Raw genomic sequence first — 18,735 nt, 5'->3', positions numbered from 1 at the left:
GTTACAGAGTTCATTAGCGAGGCATTCGATCTCCAGTGGAATGAATTTCTTATTAGATTATTACGCTAATGGAAAAGAACTGTTGAATAAAGACAGGGGCGCTAGGTTTTGAGGAGGTAATGGTGGTTTAGATTCATCATTCTTATTTTGTATAATACTGTTGTATAATGTGATTTTTCATATTGAGCTTTACGAATAAAAACATACAGGTGAAACGATGAATCAAATACAAGCCATTTGTATATTTCTATTTTGTTTTAGTCTTCTATTTGGATTAGGATTAACTGTTAACTTTAGAAGTAATAAAAAAATCTCTAATAGAATATTTGTTAGCACCATAGCCGTTTGCTTTCTACTCTCTGCTATTATATTTATTTCTTTCAAACAAATGAAAAAGCACGGTATTCAGGATATGATTCATTCACGGAATGGCGTGATTATTTCTGTAAATAAAATCAAAGACAAGCAAACTCCATTCAGTTCTGAGGTTGAAAAGGATAATTCCGTTTATGAGATTCAATATCGAATTGGAAATAAATATTATACAGCATGGCATCGTTCCGTCGATGTAGGAACGAACATGGAAGAAAGCATGGATGGGAAAGTCAGATTTTATAAAGAAAAATGGATCTTTAATGAGTAATTATAGCGGAACCTGAAAGGAGCAGTGTGCTAAGGCAGCTGCTCTTTTTCACATTAGGCGAACGGTTAATAGAGCATAGTAGAAGAAGTATTTATTTACTTCATTTGGCTTATTTCTTTCACACAATTTTTGATCGCATCGATAACGAGTTTTGGTTCTGAGAATTGAGGGAAATGTCCGCTTTTGTTAGCGGTAATATGTTTGCTGTTACTGGACATAGAGAGCAGTTCCAACTGATGTTCTATACGCTTTTTACGAACTTCCTCAGGCATCATACAATTTTCTTTTCCGCCTGTATTCACATTTTTGATAGGTTTTTAGTGAGTACGAGTTTCGTTAGTTGATAAAAATGACAAACGATTCTAGAGTACAGCTATATGCGCAAACGTTATCATTTTATTGATTTTAGATGAATAAGGATGTATAGATAGGTCTTTTTTAGAGAAAAACAATTGACAACGCTTTATTTAGAGGATTAATATGAGCTTAGGCAAACGCTTTCATTGGTTTCTTTCCGTAAATTGAGATTAAGGAAGGAACGGTAGAGAGAAGTTTGTATTTATTTTATGTTTTATGCAAACGATTGCACAATTGTGAGTGATCATTTTTATGAAGGTCAGGAGGTGTCGCAGCCGGAGAGTTAACGGAGCGCTTATGGCTTTTCTGGGTTAAACAAGGTTCGAAAAATGAGGGAGGGTTCATTCGAATGAGCTTGGTTTTCAAACAAAAGAGGCTGTTGTCGATGCTGCTGATTGCAGCCATGCTTTGGTCAGTGATCGGCATTTATCCAATTCAAGCGAGTGCAGAAACGCTGCCGCAGGCGGTGCTCGTAGGGGATTTGCAGTCTGAGCTTGGCCATACGGGAGACTGGGACCCGGCAGCCAAAGCGACTGAAATGGACAGCTTGGGCAATGGATATTATAGCTTAACGGGCACTTTGCCCGCTGGCACTTATGAATATAAAGTCGCTATCGACGGAGCGTGGACGGAAAGCTACGGTTTTGCCAGCTACACAAACCCAAGTGGCGAAGATAGCGGCGGCAACATTAAGCTGGTATTAACGGAAGAGACGGAAATTACCTTTTATTACAACCACATCACGCATAAAATTGCCGACTCCACGTATTACACTCCAATCGCTGCAGATAAGCTCCCGCGCATAGTAGGCAGCCTGCAAACCGCAATCGGCGATCCAGGCAACTGGCAGCCGGAGGCGGCGCTCTCGATTCTTGACGATCAAGATTTTGACAACGTATACACGATTACGAAAAAAGTGCCTCAAGGCACCTATGAATATAAGCTGGCGCTTGGCTCTAATTGGGATGAGTCATATCCTGCGCAAAATCTAGTTTTGGCGCTGCCTGAGGAGCTTCCCGTTACGTTCCAATACCATGCGGGCAATCATGAAGTGAAGGCGACGTTCACCGTACCCGTCGATCCTAATGCCGATCCGATCCCTGCGAACCATCTCCGCGTGCATTACAGCAGGGCCGATGGCTTATATGAGCAGTACGGCCTTTGGCTTTGGGATCATGTGGCTTCCCCATCCGCCAACTGGCCAAGCGGAGCAACCGTGTTCTTAGCCGGAAAGGCAGATGCCTATGGCACCTATGTAGATATCCCACTAGCGGCAGGGGCCACGAAAATCGGTTTTCTAATCGTTAATCGTACGGATGGCTCCAAGGATGGGGGAGACAAAGCGATTGCGCTGGATTCGCCGGAAAAGAATGAAGTTTGGACCAAGCAAGGCTCGGATAAAGTTTATGAATATGAGCCGGTTGAGCTTCCCGAGAATACGGTTCGTATTCATTATGTTCGTGCCGATCAGAACCAAAGCGCTTACGGCTTATGGCTATGGGATCAGGTAGCGGCTCCATCGGAGGGCTGGCCGGCCGGGGCGGCGGCATTCCAAGCAGGCAACGTAGACCGCTACGGCGGTTATACCGATATTGAGCTGCAGCCGAATGCGCAGAAAATAAGCTTTCTAGTCGTTAACCGGACTTCTGGCGACAAGGACGGCGGCGACCGTACCTTCAGCCTTCTGGACCGCTATGACCAGCTGTGGATCAGAGAAGGGGACAATACGGTTTATGTGTCACCTTATTGGGAGATGCCGACAGGACTCGTTTCCGCGGAGATTTTATCGGAAAGCAAGCTGCTCCTTTCGTTTACGATGACGGACGGGCTTGCTGCGGATGAATTGAAGTCCGCAATCTCCATCACGGACAAGAACGGCGCGCCCGTTGCGGTCCAGCAAGTGGTGCTGAATGCGGATAAGAAAACAGCTCTGGCAGAGGTAGACATTCAGCTGGAGCAAGCCCCTTTGCAGGTGACTTACCAGGGCAAAACCGTCTCCGCCGTTACCGGCTGGAGAATGCTGGACGAAGTCTATGCCTACGAGGGCGACGATCTTGGAGCGACCTACGAAGATGGTCAGGCTGCTTTGAAGCTCTGGGCGCCAACGGCAAGCTCTGTAGTAGTCAAGGTTTATGATAAAAACGACGCTACCCAGCTTGTTGGCAGCAAGCCGCTAGCCAAGGGCAACCAAGGCGTATGGTCCGCGGCACTAACGCCTGAAGACCTGAGCGCGTCTGGCGTTACCGATGTGAAAGGTTATTTTTATCAATATGAGGTTACCAATGATGGCATCACCAAGCAGGTGCTCGATCCTTATGCCAAGTCAATGGCCGTATTTAGGGTGAATACGAAGGGCGAGGCTGGAGCGGACGGGGATACGGTCGGGAAAGCGGCAATTGTGGATCTGAGCCAAACCGATCCTGCGGCGGATTTTGATTTTGCCCAGATTGACGGCTATGAGAAAAGAGAGGATGCAATCATATGGGAGGCGCATATTCGGGATTTCACCTCTGATCCTTCGATCGCTAGCGATTTGAATGCGAGATGGGGCTCCTACAGCGCCTTCAAGGATAAGCTCGATTATATTAAATCACTTGGTGTGACGCATGTTCAGCTGCTTCCGGTCATGGCTTGGTACTATGGCGATGAAGCGGCTATGGACGTGAGGGAAACGGAATATTCCGCGCTGGATAATGAATACAACTGGGGGTATGATCCGCACAGCTATTTCTCACCGGATGGCGCCTATTCGGAAAATGCGGCAGACCCAGAGCTTAGAGTCAAGGAACTGAAGGATTTGGTCGCTGCTATCCACGATGCGGGCATGGGCGTCGTCCTCGACGTGGTGTACACCCATATGGCCAAAGCGAGCTTTCTGAACGATATCGTACCGAATTATTATGCGTTCCAGGATGCCAACGGCAATAATATTGGCGGCTTCGGCAACAACCTCGCGACCTCGCACAAAATGGCGGAGAAGCTGATGGTGGATTCCGTTAAATATTGGTTCGAGGAATACAAGATCGACGGAATGCGCTGGGATATGATGGGCGATGCCACTTACGATTCCGTTCAAAACGCTTATGATGCGGCAGCGAGCGTTAATCCGAACGCGCTGTTTATCGGCGAAGGCTGGAAAACGTTCGGAGGAGCAGCGTCCGATCAATCCTTGGAGGGTAAAGGAGCCGATCAAGCTTGGATGGACAAAACGGATAACGTGGGTGTGTTCTCCGACGAAATCCGCAATGAATTGAAGTCAGGCTACGGCTCGGAAGGCGAGCCAAGGTTTATTACAGGCGGGGCAAGGAGCATCGCTACGATTCTGGATAACATCAAGGCACAGCCTGGCAATACGCCTGCGGACGATCCGGGCGATATGGTCCAGTATATTGAGGCTCATGATAATTTGCCTTTATACGATGTAATCGCTCAATCTATTAAGAAGGACCCGTCGATCGCGGCGAATGATTTGGAAATCCATAAGCGTGTACGGCTGGGCAACTTGCTCATCCTTACTTCGCAGGGCACGGCTTTCCTTCATGCCGGGCAGGAATATGGCAGAACGAAGCAGTGGCTAGGCGCAGGAGTGCCAGAGCAGAAGTATCATGAGCTGGCGGATGAAGACGGGAATCCGTTCGGATATTTTATCCACGATTCCTATGATTCTTCGGATGCGATCAACAAGTTTGACTGGCAGAAGGCGGCAAACGAGGTGCAATATCCGGTCAACCACATCACCAAAGAATATACGGCGGGGCTGATCGCGCTTCGGAAGCATACGGACGCCTTTCGACTGGGTGATAAGGATTTGGTCGATTCCAACGTGACGCTGATTCCTTCCGCAGATATCAAAGCAAATGATCTGGTCATCGGCTACAAAAATAAAGCAACCGACGGCTCCGGCAACTACTACGTATTTGTTAATGCGGATAGCAAACCAAGAACGCTCGCATTGTCGGAGGATTTAACCGCAGGCACGGTGCTTGTGGACAATGATGAGGCGGGATTGGGAGCGGTGACTGTTCCATCCGGATTCGAACTGATCGCAAGCTCGATCACGCTTGAGCCGCTAAGTGCAGTGATTATTAAGCTGGATGCAGCTGCCCCAACGCTTACCGGCCTTGAGCTGGACAGCGCAAGCTATACGCTGCAGGTTGGAAGCACGCATCAAACGGCCGTTTTTGCAAAATACAGCGACGGCAGCAAGCGCAAAGTCACAGGTTTGGCGGCTTATTCTACAGATTATCCTGATGTGATTGCTGTATCTTCTAGCGGCTTAGTAACTGCTATCGGCGCTGGAGCTGCTACGGTAACGGTCACTTTCCAAGGGGCAACAGCAAGCGCGGCTGTGTCCGTAACGACGGAATCAACGAAGCGCTATGTTCAATTGAATTATATCCGTCCGGACAAAAACTACGCGGATTGGAATCTCTGGATTTGGAATACGGGCGTCAAGAACGACCAAATCAACTTTGACAAGGTTGAAAATGGCGTCGCAACCGTGATGCTGGAAATTTCGCCGGATACGACGAGTGTCGGCTTCGTGCTCCGCAAGGGTACGGACTGGAACACGGCGAAGCAGGATATTCCGGATGACCGGGTCATTCCGATCGCTCCGGGGGCTGCGTTTACCAAGGTGAATATTACGAGCATGGTTAGCCAGCTTGATATTTTGCCCGTGGTCAATGGTCCTGTGCTGAAGGATGGGACGCTCACCTTCCTCTACCGAGATGATGTTTTGTTCCGCGAGGGACGGCTTGGCGATATTACGGATATGAAGGTTAAAGTGAACGACATGACGTACGACATGGTGTACGATGCTGCCAAGGAATGGTTTGCTTATACGCTTCATGATATTGAAGGGGGCGTATACGAGTATACCTTCCTAGTAACGAAGAAGAATTCGGCAACTGTTGAAATGACTGATCCGAAAAACACAACGGACGGCAAATCGGTGGTAACGTACCGGAAGCCATCGGTCACAATGAACGCGGCCGCTAGCCCAGCTTCTATCTCCTATAACGAGAGCTCTGTGTTGACGATTGAAGCGGCTGCTTCGGAGGAGATTGCTTATGCGGAAGGGTATATGGACCTTACGGCTTTGGGCGGGCCGGCCAAGGTCGCCTTTGATACTGGGCTGATGGCCCAAACCATTGGCGTGAAGGATTCTATAACCGCAGGAGTAAAGGAACTCCCGATTACGCTAGTTGATGAGTACGGCAATAAGCATACACATAAAGGCTCGATAACGGTAAAAGCGAGGACGTATGCGGGCAAGCTGGATTTTGACTGGGATGAGGCCCGCATTTATTTTGCGCTGACCGATCGGTTTGCGGATGGTGATTCCTCCAATAACGCGGATGTGGATAAGAGCCATTTGGAAGCTTACCATGGCGGCGATTTCAGAGGGATGATCGACAAACTGGACTACCTGGAGGAGCTTGGCATCAATACGCTTTGGATCACGCCAATCGTTGACAACATTGATTTCAATAAGGGCGTTGATTTCAATAGCAAGCAATATGGCTACCATGGATATTGGGCGAAAGATTTCACCAAGCTCGACGAGCACCTTGGGGATATGGATACGTTCAAGGAGCTGATCAACAAAGCCCATGACAAAGGCATTAAGATTATGGTCGATGTCGTGCTGAACCATACGGGCTATGGTTTGAAGCCCGAAGAGAATCGCCCAGGCATTACGGCTGAGGATAAAGCGCGCTTCGATGGCATGCTGAGAACGAATGGCGTTCAGGCCAGCACCAATCCGATCGAAGGAGAGCTGGACCATCTGCCGGATTTCAAGACGGAAGACCCGGCCGTACGCGAGAAAATCATAGAATGGCAAGCAGGCTGGCTGGAGCGGGCCAGAACGGAGCGAGGGGATACGATCGATTTCTTCCGCGTCGATACGGTGAAGCATGTGGAGAGCACGACATGGAAGGCGTTCAAGAACGCGCTGACCACGATCGATCCGGGCTTTAAGCTAATTGGCGAGTACTATGGAGCTACGATCGACGGTGACGGAGGCATGCTTCGCAGCGGTCAAATGGATAGCTTGCTCGATTTCAGCTTTAATGACAGAGCGCGAGATTTCGTTAACGGCGCTATTGATGCGGTTGATGCATATTTGGCTGAACGCGAGGCGAAGCTGGATAACGGAGCAACGATGGGTCAATTTTTGAGCAGCCATGACGAGGATGGTTTCCTCTCCCACTTTGTGGATGGGGACAAAGGGAAGTTAAAAATTGCAGCGGCTCTGCAAATAACGGCGAAAGGCCAGCCGGTCATCTATTACGGGGAAGAGCTGGGACGATCCGGTGCGAATGCACGCGATATGAGTGCGGGACTATTTAGCGAAAACCGTGCAGATATGCCGTGGGATCAGCTCGAAGCCGAGCAAGCGCTGCATGACCATTATCAGAAGCTGCTCAGCATTAGGGCGAAGTTCTCGAAGGTGTATGCGAAGGGAGCCCGGACGAGGCTGGCGGGCTCGGATGAGCTCGGTTATCTGGCTTTCAACAAACAGTATGAGGGCAATAATGTAGTTACGATTATTAATACTTCGACGGCTAGCAAGCTGGTGACACTGACCGTTCCGTTCCCGGATGGAGCGGAAGCTAGGGATGAATATAGCGGCAAGCTTTACAAGGTCGCGGCAGCAGGTGAGCTTACCATCGAAGTGCCGGGAAGAAACGAAGGCGGTACGGTTATTCTGAGTGAGGTCGCAGGTGTTGAGCCGACGCCTTCGCCGACAATAGAGCCAACGGCATCACCAGAAGCGACGCCATCACCAACGACAGGACCAACAGCATCGCCGGAAGCGACGCCTTCGCCGACAACAGGGCCAACGGCATCACCGGAAGTGACGCTGTCCCCAACGGCAGGGCCAACAGCATCACCGGAAGCGACGCCTTCGCCGACAACAGGGCCAACGGCATCGCCGGAAGCGACACCGTCGCCAACATCGCCGACAACAACCCCAGGCACGCTGCCAACGCCGAATGGCTCCGGAACTAAGCCGCAGCCGACGGACGCTCAGGTGGTGGAGGAAAGCACGCTGAAGAGCGGTAAGGATGGCAATGTAACGGTTCAGGTGGCAGACGGTAAACGGGCTGTTCTACTGCCGCTCCAAGCAGCGACATTGCTTGAAGGCAATGCATTAATATTAGAAGCCAACAGCCTGACGATTACACTCTCTAACGAAATGCTGGCTGAGCTTCAAGCTTTGGCAGTTGGAGACGAAGCAAACGCTGCCCGTATATTATTCGAATTCAAGCCGCTTACGGCTGCTGAGGTTAAAGAGCTGATGGAACGTTCGGGAACGGACTATATTAAGGTAGATGCAGCCTCCGAGATTTACGATTTCCATTTGAGCCTTTGGACCAAAGATGGGAAAGTGGTAAAGGTTACGAAGTTCGGTTCGCCGATTACGCTCACCTTTAAGCTGCATGCCAATGCAGACAAAGACAAAGTGGGAATCTATTATATGGGCGAGGATGGAAAGCTGGAATATTACGGTGGCGTGCTGAATGGAAATGGCATAAGCGTAGAGGTAGACCATTTTAGCAGCTATGCCGCGCTTGCCTATGAGCGATCCTTTGCTGACGTACCAGCTAGCCACTGGGCTTCTGCAGCAATTAAGTTTCTGACAGCGAAGCATATCGTAACTGGCCTCAACGACACGCAATTTGCACCGCAAACGCAAGTGACGCGTGCCGAATTTGCGGCAATGCTGGTTCGTGCGTTGGGTGCTAAAGCAGAGGGCAAAGCGAACTTCTCCGATGTCGCTGCTGATCACTGGTATTCCTCATACGTAGCTACGGCAAGTAAGCTGGGCCTTGTGAAAGGGCGCAGCGGCAGCAGTTTTGCGCCAAACGACACGATTAGCCGCGAAGAGATGGTCGTTATGGTTATGCGCGCTTATGAGGTAAGCAAAGGTAAGGAGAATGTTACTGCTGCTAATGATGCTGGTTATATGGATAGCAGCCAAATTAGCCATTGGGCAATTGACTCGATTGCTCGCGCTTCCGAGCTTGAGCTGGTGCAGGGCATAGACGGAGGTTCCTTTATGCCGAAGGGCAAGCTGACGCGCGCCGAGAGTGCCCAGGTTATTTATAACCTGCTAAGTAAGTAGACGAAAACACAACGGATTCAGATTAAAAAAATTAGCAGTCTTGAGTCTTGTAGACGTTGACTTGAATCCCTCAAGGATAAGCCTCCTAAACCGCTCTGAAAGTGGTTTGGGAGGTTTTTTTAATACATATACGCTGTAACTCGGATTTGGCAAGAGCATAAGGCAAACAGAGCATGTATAATGATGGTGGGAGGATGAGGATTACCTATGAACAGACAAGATACAAACAAACTTCCGTTCCGCGATCTTTTTTACGTTATGCAGGGAATACAGTACTTGGTTTCTGCAGCAGGAGAGCAGATGAAGGTTGCGGCAGGAGTCGAGCCGATGCTTCTTATTGTAGTTACAGGAAATGGTGTGCTTCAATGGGAGCGGGGGCAGCAGCTTTTGGCTCAGCATATGATTTTCTCCATTCCTCCAAAGGAGCTTGCATGGATTACAAATGACGGACAGTCAGCCCTAGGCTGCTATGTTATCACATATAAAGTTTATCAAACGGAGAAGAACAACTATCATCAGGCACAATTAACAATCAATGAATCAATTTTACTAGCAGGTAGGAACTCTGTGCTGGAAGCTACGGATTCGATTCAGGACATGGTTAAGTCGCTTTACCGCTCCGTGAGTATAGGAGAAGAGCAGGAGGCTATTGCAACTCATTTTCTTTTTCAGAAACTGATTTTTGCATTAACTGAACAGAAGCAGTTCCAAAAAGACAATAAAAACCCGCGGCTCGCTGTCAAACGCACGCTGCAGTATATGGAGCGTCATCTCGATGAAGCGATTTCTATCGAAGGTCTAGCAAAGCTGGCAAATGTCAGCAGGCGCTGGTACACGGTTCTTTTTAAGGAAATGACGGGCGAGAACCCTCACGATTATTTAATTGGCTTGCGAATAAGGAAAGCAAAGGATTTGCTTAACCTATCGGAAGATAGCTTTCATACAATTGCTCGTCGAGTTGGCTTTGAGGACGAGCATTATTTCAGCAGGCGCTTTAAGCAGAAGGTAGGCTTGTCTCCACGTTATTATTTGCAGCAGCGGAGACATTTTGGAACACGGGTTACGTATCCGGAATTGATGCATGTGCTCGGGGTTACACCGATTGCAGCTCCTACTCCCCATCAGGAATTTCCTTATTATTTGCAAGCTTCTTTCCGCGAAGTGGAAAAGCTTCATTGCGATAAAACATTAAGCCTGGATAAGGTCAGATTATCAAAGCCTGATTTCATCGTCGCTTCTGAGTGGCAAGATCAAGCGATTTACGAGGAGCTTAGTGATATTGCAACTACGGTGCTTTTGCCTAATCGAGAAGATTGGCGTGATGAGCTGAGAGATATGGCTGAAATATTGGGTAAGCGATCAGAGGCGAATCGAGTGATTGAGCGTTTTGCGGACAAGCTGGACCAGGCAAGGGAATGTTTATATTTTGCGGTAAAGGGTGAGACGGTTGTCTATGTGCGACTGACCTCTGAGGGAGCTGTCGTGTTTGGCGAGAAATCATCTAGAGGGCGCATTCTGTATACAGAGCTTGGCTTAAAGCCGCCAAGCGTATCCGCTTTGAATCAAGAAGGCATCGTCTTACCGTTTAACCGACTCTGCGAGCTCAAAGCCGACCATATTATTTTACAAGCAGATGATATGAAGCTACGGGGAATATCGAATGGGGAGTCGTTGCTTAGGGGCAGGGAAAGCCGGATTTATCAGGTGGGCAACGAAGAGTGGTATAACTTTTCATTCTCGCCGCTGTCCACCCACTTTGCTGTTGATGAAATCATTAAGATATTTGATTCTAGAAAAGCATAATATTCCTAATTCCTAATACATTCTTTATTTCCATTCCTCCATGTTTTGTTTCCAATGTTCCATGTACAATATAAGACTACCGTCTATAATGAGAATGAGAATTATTATTGACAGAAGATAGCGAGAGGGATGGGAAGATGAGCAAAGGTAAAATAGGTGGCGTATGGTTCATAGCGCTTGTTCTGTTGTTAATGACAGCATGTGGATCGAACAAAGCAAACGAAGTGAAAAATGAATCTACGCCGGCTGCAGAACCAGAAAAGTTAAGAGTTGTGGCTACTTCGGTTACGTATCCGGATTTTTTGTATGTGCTTGGCGTTACGCCGGTTGCGGCTGAAAATTATCATGCAGAGTTTCCAAGCTATTTTAATGATACCTTCAAAGATGTAGCTAAGCTGGGCAATGGTGAAAATTTGGAGGGTTTGCTTGCATCGGAGCCGGATTTGATCATTGCACCTAAATGGCGGGATGAGAAGGTATATGATCAATACTCCAAAATTGCAAAAACCGTGCTGATGCCAGACCGCGATAATTGGCGCGACGAGTTGCGGGATATTGCGGAGGTGCTGGATAAAGCAAAAGAAGCCGATCAGGTCATTCAGGATTATGAGGCGCATATTCAAGAAGCCAAGGCCGAACTGCAAGCGATTGTCGGGGATGAAACGTTCGTATATATGCGAGTTATGCAGTCGGAAAGTTTTATTATGGGGGAAATCTCCGCTAGAGGGAAAGTCATTCATGGCGAGCTTGGTCTTAAAACGGTTGCCGCCTACCCGCAAGAGGAAGGCAGCCTATCGATTTCATTGGAAACGTTGACGGAGTTCGATCCCGATCATATTATTCTCCAAGTGGATGGCGGAGAAGATAAGGCGAGTGCACAAAAAATATATGACGATATGAAATCGAACCCGGTTTGGCTTGGTTTAAAGGCTGTAAAAGCCAATCAAGTCTATGTAGTAGGGGATAAAGAGTGGATGAACTTCGGCTACTCGTCGGTTGCTACGATCAGGGCGGTAGATGAAATTGTTGCTGCTATTAAGCAAAATGAAAAGTAAGCCGCAGGAGGTTAGCTCACTTGCATAACGGAATCGAGCGGACGATTCGGGATCGCAGAACGATTAGGTCTTTTTCGGACAAGGAAATATCGGAGGAAACGCTGATTCGACTGCTCAATGCAGCAGTATGGGCACCTTTTCATTCCCGTGCAGAGCCTTGGCGTTTTATAGTGTATATGAAGGACGGACGACAGGCATTTGCTGATGCGGTTTTGTCCACCTATACACAAGAGGAACTGGAGCGGTATGGAGAGGGTGCTCGCTATGAATATGAGCAGGAGACACCTGTCCACATCATTGTCGTTATTCGAGAGGACAAGCATCCAGGCAAGATGGAAGATGCTCTATTGGCCGCTGCTTCGTTGATTCAAAACTTGCAGTTGCTGGCTTGGGAATGGGGAATGGGTGTTGTGTGGAAGACGCATGAGTTCAACCGCGAGGATGCTTTTAAACAAAAAGCAGGCATTATGGCTAACGAGAAAATAGTGGGAACGCTCCATCTGGGCTATTTCACTCCGGATAAGATACCTAAGGCCAAGCTTAGAAAGCAGGCTGAACAGTTAGTTACCTGGCACCGGGGATAGGAGGAGCGGCATCACTTTTATGTATTAGCCAGAAAAAGGGGGAGGAATGAGCAGTAATTTGCTCTTTCCTCCCCTTATATTATTCTTTGCCATGGCGGATGAACAGCCAAACGCCGAACAAAATCAATACGCCTGCGGCTAGCTGGTAGGCTGTAAGTGCTTCTTTCAGAAGCGCCCATGCAAGCAAAGAGGCGATTACAGGTTCGCCGAGTACGGACATCGATACCGCAGCTGCGCTCATATGCTTAAGCAGCCAGTTGAACAGGTAATGGCCAAATAGCGTTGGCACAATCGCGAGTAGCAGGAAAATGCCCCATTCCTTTGGGCTATAGCCCGTGAAGGAATTGCCGCGAACAATATTGTAGAAGGCAAGCGCCGTTGCTGCCAGTAAGAAAACCCAGAAGTTATAAGCAAATGCGCTCATGTCGTTGCGCAGCTGCTTGCCAATCAGCATGTGCACGGCAACCGCCGCCGCGCCTAGCAAGGAGAGGATATCTCCAAGCAGCGCGTCACCGGAGAGGGAAAAGTCGCCAGAGGCGATGATGACGGAGCCAATTAAGGCGATACCCATTCCGCAAAGCATCATTCGGTTAGCTTTTGTGCGGAAGACCCAATAGGAGCCAAGCATGACCATCACAGGTTCGAGCGTTAGAATGACAGTGGAGCTGGCAACGGTAGTTAGCCGCAGCGAAGCCATCCACAGCAGAAAATGCAGTGCGAGCATAATGCCTGAGGCCGTCAGCAAACGCCACTGCCGTGCGGTGAGCCGGAATAGCTCCGCCCGATATTTCCAGACGAGCGGGAGCATAAGCAGATTAGTCAAATATAACCGGTACATCGCAATGACCGCGACGTCGGCTTCCGACCACCGGACGAATATAGAAGAAAAAGAAATGGCAATAATACCGATAATATAAAGCAATTCATAGGTTGCGATCGACTTGGTGCTGCGTTCCATAGTTGCTGTTTCTCCCATACTTATAAAACCCCTGACTCCATCCGCCGCAATTAGCGCTGGAAGGTTCAGGGGCTTCGTTTATATTATTTGAAATGAAAATATGCACATTTCGGTCGCTGCGCGAGCAGATCATTCTTTAGGGCTGCAAAGGTGAATACTTCGTCTCTCCAAAATGATCTCCATGCTGCGATGAAGACTTTATTATCATTTGATTTAGCGGGAATTTCTCCCTCTAATCTGATGGATTTTGGCTTTTCTTGACGTTTAGCTGGAATTTCTCCCGTTAATTTCAAGAAAAAGCCGGGAACACATGTGAAAAGACCAGATTAACAGGAGAAATTCCTGCTATTTCATATGCCAAGCAAATAAACCTATTTTAACGGGAGAAATTCCATCTATTTAAGGTAAACTAGATATTCCCGCTTTGGGCGCCGTGTGAATAGGTCAATTTTGAGGGTCGAAGTTGCAATCAGATCGTTGAATTTCATATGGGCCGCGAAAGAGAACACATCGTTTCTTCAAAATAATCCCCATCCATGCTTCGCTGATACTTCATTTTTATATTCGACGAATATAGCTTGTTGGGTTAGTGCGGTTATATTCATCTATAATTGTAATATTTAAATTGCATGATCTTCATAATATCAATCCAAACAGCCGATAGAACCTCACTTACCCAGCCGAAGGCTTCGCCGCCTTATCCAGAGCTTACCCGGCCTGCCCCGCTTGCCCGGCCGAAGGCTTCGCCGCCTTCTCCAGCTCGGCATCGAAATACTGCTGCAGCTCCGCTACTTTTCTTACGTCCTCGAAGGAAGCTTTGCCTGCGAGGTAACGCTCAGCGAACACTTCCCATTGGGGCACGATTTTTTGCGAGGTCATCGACCGAATCGCGTTTTTGACCATCCGGCGTTCTTTGGCATTCGTGTACATGTCTTTGTATTGCTGCTTAAGGGAGAAGTCTAGCTCGCCAAAAATTTTGCGAAGCACTTCCGAGGTCATGCGTGCATCATCCAAAGCGCGGTGGGCCGAGCCCTCCGCGGTAATCTCAAGATCGACAAGAGCGGCTTCGACGCTGACGTCGTTCGTCACGTTCTTAAAGCGGATGTATCCCTTCAGCAAGTCGAAATAATCAGCGGCCATCCAGAAGCTGTCATCAAGCTTATGCATCCGAGTATCGAACACAATGCGCTTCAGGTCTTCTCCGCCCCAAGTGAACAGAAGGAAGCTGTCGCTTTTGTTCAGCCAAGCGGTAAAATCCCGAATCACCTTCGGGAAGCGGCTTGCCGAGTCGATGTCTTCCTGCGGAATGCCGGTCTTTTTCTTAATAAAGCTGTTCAGCTTGGAAAAATAAACGGGCCGGATTAAAGCGGAAAATTCATCCGTTTGCTCCAAAGAGCTATTTAAACGAACCGCACCGATCTCAATTACTTCCATGGGCAATTCGCTTGCAAACTTACGTCCATTAAATTCAATATCCAATACGATATAGTCCAAAATCTTAACCTCCGATAGATAGTAGCCTGTGTTCTCCATTCTATCAGAAAAACTTATCCAGATGGAAACTACAATAGGGTATAACGCCTTTATGGCTGTATTTTTTTTGATTTCATCGTATAAATAACGATGGTTCCGAACAAAATGACCAAGACAGCTGGAAGCAGCCACAGTCCAAGGCCAGCGGACTTTCCCTCAGCATTTTGAATGATCGACCACTGCATGTAGCCAAACAAAACGACAAGCTCAAACTTGATCCAGCTGAGCATCGCTAGGGAGATTTGGTAGTGGTGGGCCGCATTTTGCTCTGTGATGGTCGTCATGTAGTTGAATTGATGAGGAGTTTTGCGTAAAAGGGACAGCCCGATATAAAAGAGGAGCGAGATTGCCGGGCCAATTAGCAGAAAGGCTTTGCTGCCCCAGTTATCGGGCTCGCCGCCGGCATTGAAGTGAATCGCAATCGTTTGGGGAAGCGAGCTCCACCGTGCAGCCGTATAGGCGACCGAAAAAATAAGAATAAGGATAGCAAGGCTATCATGCACGTTTTCCAGTGCAGTTCTGTTCATTTTTAGCTTGGGTAATGGAGTTATCATAGCAGCACCGCCAATCGCAAGGTATAGGTATCCCATTAATTATACCGTACTCTTCCTCCTTTGGAAGATGGTTTTTACATTTAATTTCCATAAGGTGATCCTCTTCTACAGCTTTACATTTTGAAAAAGCCTCCAGCATAGGCCGCTAAGGACCAAACTGGAGGCTTTGCTATGCCCATTGCGTTGCCAATCCGTGCTAAGCACGCTTCGTACGACGGGAGTTTAACCAGAGCGGGATGCGGAAGATCAAATTGATAAGCAGCACGACAAAGACGAGCACGGCCGCCGCTTTTTGCGCAATTTCCTGCGCGTCCCCGACGATGGCTTCGGATTGTACGTACCAGAGATGAACGGCAAGCGTGGCGCCGGGCGAGAAGAGGCTGAAATCCCACATTTCACCAGATGTCGTTACGCCAGCCGTTAGAATAATAACGGCGCTCTCGCCGAATGCCCGGCCTGCAACGAGGCAAATGCCGGTAATGATGCCGTTTAGGGCAGCCGGGATAAGCGCTCGCGTAATCGTTTGAAGATGGGTGCCTCCGAGCGCGAAGGAAGCGCTCTTTAGCTCCTTCGGAACGGAGCGGATCGACTCCTCGGTTACACGGGTTAGAACCGGCAGGTTAAGGAAAGCAAGACTGACCGCGCCGCCAAGAATGGTTAATCCAATCTCGAAATATTCGACGAACAGCGCAATGCCGAATAAACCGAAAATAATGGATGGAACGGATGCGAGGCCTTCGACGCAAATACGGACAAAACCAATGAGCTTATTGTCCGGAGCGAATTCCGCCAGATAGATCCCTGCCGCCATGCCAAGCGGAATGGAAATCAGCAAGGAAATGAACAGAATATAAAAGGAGTTAAGCAGCGTCGGCCCGATGCCTCCGCCCTCATCGATCTCGCTCGGCAGACCGAACAGGAAATCCCATGTCAGCTTCGGCAGCCCATCCTGCAAAATCAAATATAACAGACCAAAGATAAACGCAATGATCAGTATGCCAAGGGTCCAGACGATGCCGGTGAAAGCACGGTCCTTTACCCGGTTAAGGCCTTGCTTGCCGCTAAACGGATTCGCTAAGGGGCTTGTTGGAATGGCTTGTTTCATGCTTGAATCCCCTTTCTTTGCAGCCAGCGAATGGCGACGATCATGATTAATGAAATGACAAGCAGCAGGAAGCCCATCAGATACAGCGCGTAATTCCACGTGGAGTCAAAAGGAACGTTCGAGATTTGCATAACGATGTTGCTGGTGAGAACGGAAGTCGGCTTCAGCAGGCTGTCGGCCAGCTGCGGCGTATTGCCAATGACCATTACGACGGCCATCGTCTCGCCGACTGCACGCGCCATGCCGAGAATGACCGCATACATGATGCCGCTTTTGGCTGATGGCAGCAGCACCCGCCATACCGTTTGGAAGCGGGTAGCGCCGAGTGCGTAGGAAGCATCGCTAAATTTGGCGGGTACGGCGCTGATGGCGTCATCACTGATCCGGCTTACCGTAGGCAGAACCATAATGGTAAGCACAAGCGCCGCTGCAAGCAGGCCGTCGCCCATGCCGCTGCCCGTTACATTACGGATCAAAGGGATAAGCACGGTCAGGCCGAGGTAGCCATATACGACGGAAGGGATACCGACGAGCAGGTCAAGCACGGGACGAAGCATGTTTTTTAGCCAAGAAGGCACGAACACAGACAGGAATACAGCAATGATTAAGGAGATGGGCACACAAATCAACAGCGTAAGGGCTGTAAGGGCAAAGGTGCCAAATATGAAGATAAGCGCGCCATACTGCTCATTCTCCGGATTCCATTCGGTGGAGAAGAAGAAATCGGCAAATGAAATTTGGCCAAACGTCAAAACGCCGGTACGGAACATCAACAGCAGAATCAGAAAAAGGATAAGGCAAACAAAGCCGGCGGCCGCGATGCAAAGGTAACGAAAGAGACGGTTGGTGAAAAATAGTCGTGACCGCCGATCAAACGGTTTGCTGCTGCCCGACAATATCGCGCTTCCCAGCTCAGCTGCTTGCCGATTCTGACGCACGGGAGGGGTGGATTCCAACATAAATCATAGGCTCCTCTAAACGAAAACGGTTCGTGGCTGCCTTACGGCTGCCGGTCCCGATTCGCGATCAAATAGGTTCGGGGGTACTAACTTATCAAACGATTTAAGGAAAGAACGGCCGGCTTAGGCGCTCATATGCGCAAGCCGACCGCTCCTGTGAATCAAAACTATTTGATTGCCGAGATCGGGATGAATTTAAGCTTTTTAAGCGAACCGTTTTGGAATTTCGTGCTTTGTACGTATTTAATGAATTCCTTAGTAGCGCCAGTTGGCTCGCCTTTGGTCATGTAGTACCCGTAGCCCCATACTTTGTATTTACCGTTAATGACGTTAGCTTCTGTAGGAGCGATATCATTGATTTTTACGGCAGTCATTTTGTCTGTTACGTAAGCAAGGTCCATGTATCCGATGGCGTTAGGCGTTGTTTCGATTGCCGACTTCATGTCGCCGCTTGTTTTAACCTCTTTGTAGTTGTCGCCTTTGGACATGAAATCCGTACCGGCAAGCGCCTTGTCTTGGAAGTTAACGCGTGTTCCTGAACCGAAGGTACGGTTTACGACGATGATTTCAGCGTCCTTGCCGCCAACTTCTTTCCAGTTTTTGATTTTGCCGGAGAAGATGCCTTGCAGATCCTTTGTCGTTAAGTTTGTTGCGGTTACGTTTTTGTTTACAACGGCTGCGAAAGGAATGATCGCTACTTTATGAGCGACTTGGCCTTCGAATTTTTTGAAGCCCGGAACATCCTTCGTTGCGTCCCAGTCTACTGCTCCGATATCAGCGATGCCTTTGCGCACAGCTTGCGGTCCTGTAATGGAACCGGCAGCGGATGCCGAGATTTTAACTTTTGGGTTCAGCTTTTTGAACTCGTTCGACGCTTGAAGCGTCAAAGGAAGCAAAGCAGATGAGCCGTTGATGACGATTTTGCCGCTAAGCTTGCTTGCTGCGGTAGCTACAGGAGTGGAAGAAGGAACGGATGAGAAACCGACAACGGCGATAAGCGCCGCGATTGTTAATTGTTTAAACCATTTCATTAGGAATGACCTCCAT

The 18,735-nt window shown here is 48.6% G+C and carries 11 protein-coding genes; 5 read left to right on the top strand and 6 right to left on the bottom strand.

Features of this window, described 5'->3' with window-relative positions; genetic code table 11:
• The first annotated feature begins 217 nt into the window (after positions 1-217).
• From FJQ58_RS06970 to FJQ58_RS06945, 5 genes are all read left to right on the top strand, one after another.
• Complete coding sequence (locus FJQ58_RS06970; RefSeq protein WP_139991699.1) at positions 218-643, top strand: hypothetical protein; 426 nt, start codon at positions 218-220, stop codon at positions 641-643.
• Positions 644-1,349: 706 nt separating this feature from the next.
• Positions 1,350-9,137, top strand: coding sequence for a pullulanase (locus FJQ58_RS06960; RefSeq protein ID WP_139991698.1), 7,788 nt, complete (start codon positions 1,350-1,352; stop codon positions 9,135-9,137).
• Between the two features lie 207 nt (positions 9,138-9,344).
• On the top strand, positions 9,345-10,940 hold the full coding sequence (locus tag FJQ58_RS06955; RefSeq protein WP_139991697.1) for an AraC family transcriptional regulator: 1,596 nt from the start codon (positions 9,345-9,347) through the stop codon (positions 10,938-10,940).
• A gap of 137 nt (positions 10,941-11,077) precedes the next feature.
• Positions 11,078-11,995 (top strand): iron-siderophore ABC transporter substrate-binding protein, encoded by a 918-nt coding sequence (locus FJQ58_RS06950; protein ID WP_139991696.1) that lies wholly within the window; start codon positions 11,078-11,080, stop codon positions 11,993-11,995.
• A gap of 20 nt (positions 11,996-12,015) precedes the next feature.
• Positions 12,016-12,579, top strand: coding sequence for a nitroreductase family protein (locus FJQ58_RS06945; protein WP_139991695.1), 564 nt, complete (start codon positions 12,016-12,018; stop codon positions 12,577-12,579).
• A 79-nt stretch (positions 12,580-12,658) separates the two neighbouring features.
• Here FJQ58_RS06945 and FJQ58_RS06940 read toward each other — a convergent pair whose 3' ends face one another.
• The 6 genes from FJQ58_RS06940 to FJQ58_RS06915 all read right to left on the bottom strand — a co-directional run bounded on the left by FJQ58_RS06940 (position 12,659) and on the right by FJQ58_RS06915 (position 18,719).
• The gene (locus FJQ58_RS06940) at positions 12,659-13,555 is read right to left on the bottom strand and encodes a DMT family transporter (protein ID WP_238403862.1); all 897 of its coding nucleotides are present in this window, start codon (positions 13,553-13,555) and stop codon (positions 12,659-12,661) included.
• A gap of 690 nt (positions 13,556-14,245) precedes the next feature.
• The gene (locus FJQ58_RS06935; protein WP_139991694.1) at positions 14,246-15,031 is read right to left on the bottom strand and encodes a 3'-5' exonuclease; all 786 of its coding nucleotides are present in this window, start codon (positions 15,029-15,031) and stop codon (positions 14,246-14,248) included.
• An 89-nt stretch (positions 15,032-15,120) separates the two neighbouring features.
• Positions 15,121-15,624, bottom strand: coding sequence for a DUF1648 domain-containing protein (locus tag FJQ58_RS06930; protein WP_162341357.1), 504 nt, complete (start codon positions 15,622-15,624; stop codon positions 15,121-15,123).
• 196 nt (positions 15,625-15,820) lie between these two features.
• Positions 15,821-16,729: a phosphate ABC transporter permease PstA gene (gene pstA / locus FJQ58_RS06925; protein WP_139991692.1), complete on the bottom strand. Its 909-nt coding sequence runs from the start codon at positions 16,727-16,729 to the stop codon at positions 15,821-15,823.
• A complete protein-coding gene (gene pstC / locus FJQ58_RS06920) occupies positions 16,726-17,688 on the bottom strand; it encodes a phosphate ABC transporter permease subunit PstC (RefSeq protein WP_139991691.1) in 963 nt (320 codons plus the stop codon). Before pstC ends, pstA begins: the two co-directional genes overlap by 4 nt.
• Positions 17,689-17,855: 167 nt before the next feature.
• Positions 17,856-18,719: a phosphate ABC transporter substrate-binding protein gene (locus FJQ58_RS06915; protein ID WP_139991690.1), complete on the bottom strand. Its 864-nt coding sequence runs from the start codon at positions 18,717-18,719 to the stop codon at positions 17,856-17,858.
• Positions 18,720-18,735 lie beyond the last annotated feature (16 nt).

It is taken from the genome of Paenibacillus paridis, from assembly GCF_006345825.1.
GTDB classification, from domain to species: Bacteria; Bacillota; Bacilli; order Paenibacillales; family Paenibacillaceae; genus Pristimantibacillus; species Pristimantibacillus paridis.
Note: the sequence above shows the minus strand (reverse complement) of the source record. Positions and strands in the feature narration are given on the sequence as shown.

Coding starts and splice junctions, on each gene's coding strand:
- FJQ58_RS06970 (WP_139991699.1), top strand. CDS start 218: ATGAATCAAATACAAGCCATTTGTATATTTCTATTTTGTTTTAGTCTT.
- FJQ58_RS06960 (WP_139991698.1), top strand. CDS start 1,350: ATGAGCTTGGTTTTCAAACAAAAGAGGCTGTTGTCGATGCTGCTGATT.
- FJQ58_RS06955 (WP_139991697.1), top strand. CDS start 9,345: ATGAACAGACAAGATACAAACAAACTTCCGTTCCGCGATCTTTTTTAC.
- FJQ58_RS06950 (WP_139991696.1), top strand. CDS start 11,078: ATGAGCAAAGGTAAAATAGGTGGCGTATGGTTCATAGCGCTTGTTCTG.
- FJQ58_RS06940 (WP_238403862.1), bottom strand. CDS start 13,555: ATGGGAGAAACAGCAACTATGGAACGCAGCACCAAGTCGATCGCAACC.
- FJQ58_RS06930 (WP_162341357.1), bottom strand. CDS start 15,624: ATGATAACTCCATTACCCAAGCTAAAAATGAACAGAACTGCACTGGAA.
- pstA (WP_139991692.1), bottom strand. CDS start 16,729: ATGAAACAAGCCATTCCAACAAGCCCCTTAGCGAATCCGTTTAGCGGC.
- pstC (WP_139991691.1), bottom strand. CDS start 17,688: ATGTTGGAATCCACCCCTCCCGTGCGTCAGAATCGGCAAGCAGCTGAG.
- FJQ58_RS06915 (WP_139991690.1), bottom strand. CDS start 18,719: ATGAAATGGTTTAAACAATTAACAATCGCGGCGCTTATCGCCGTTGTC.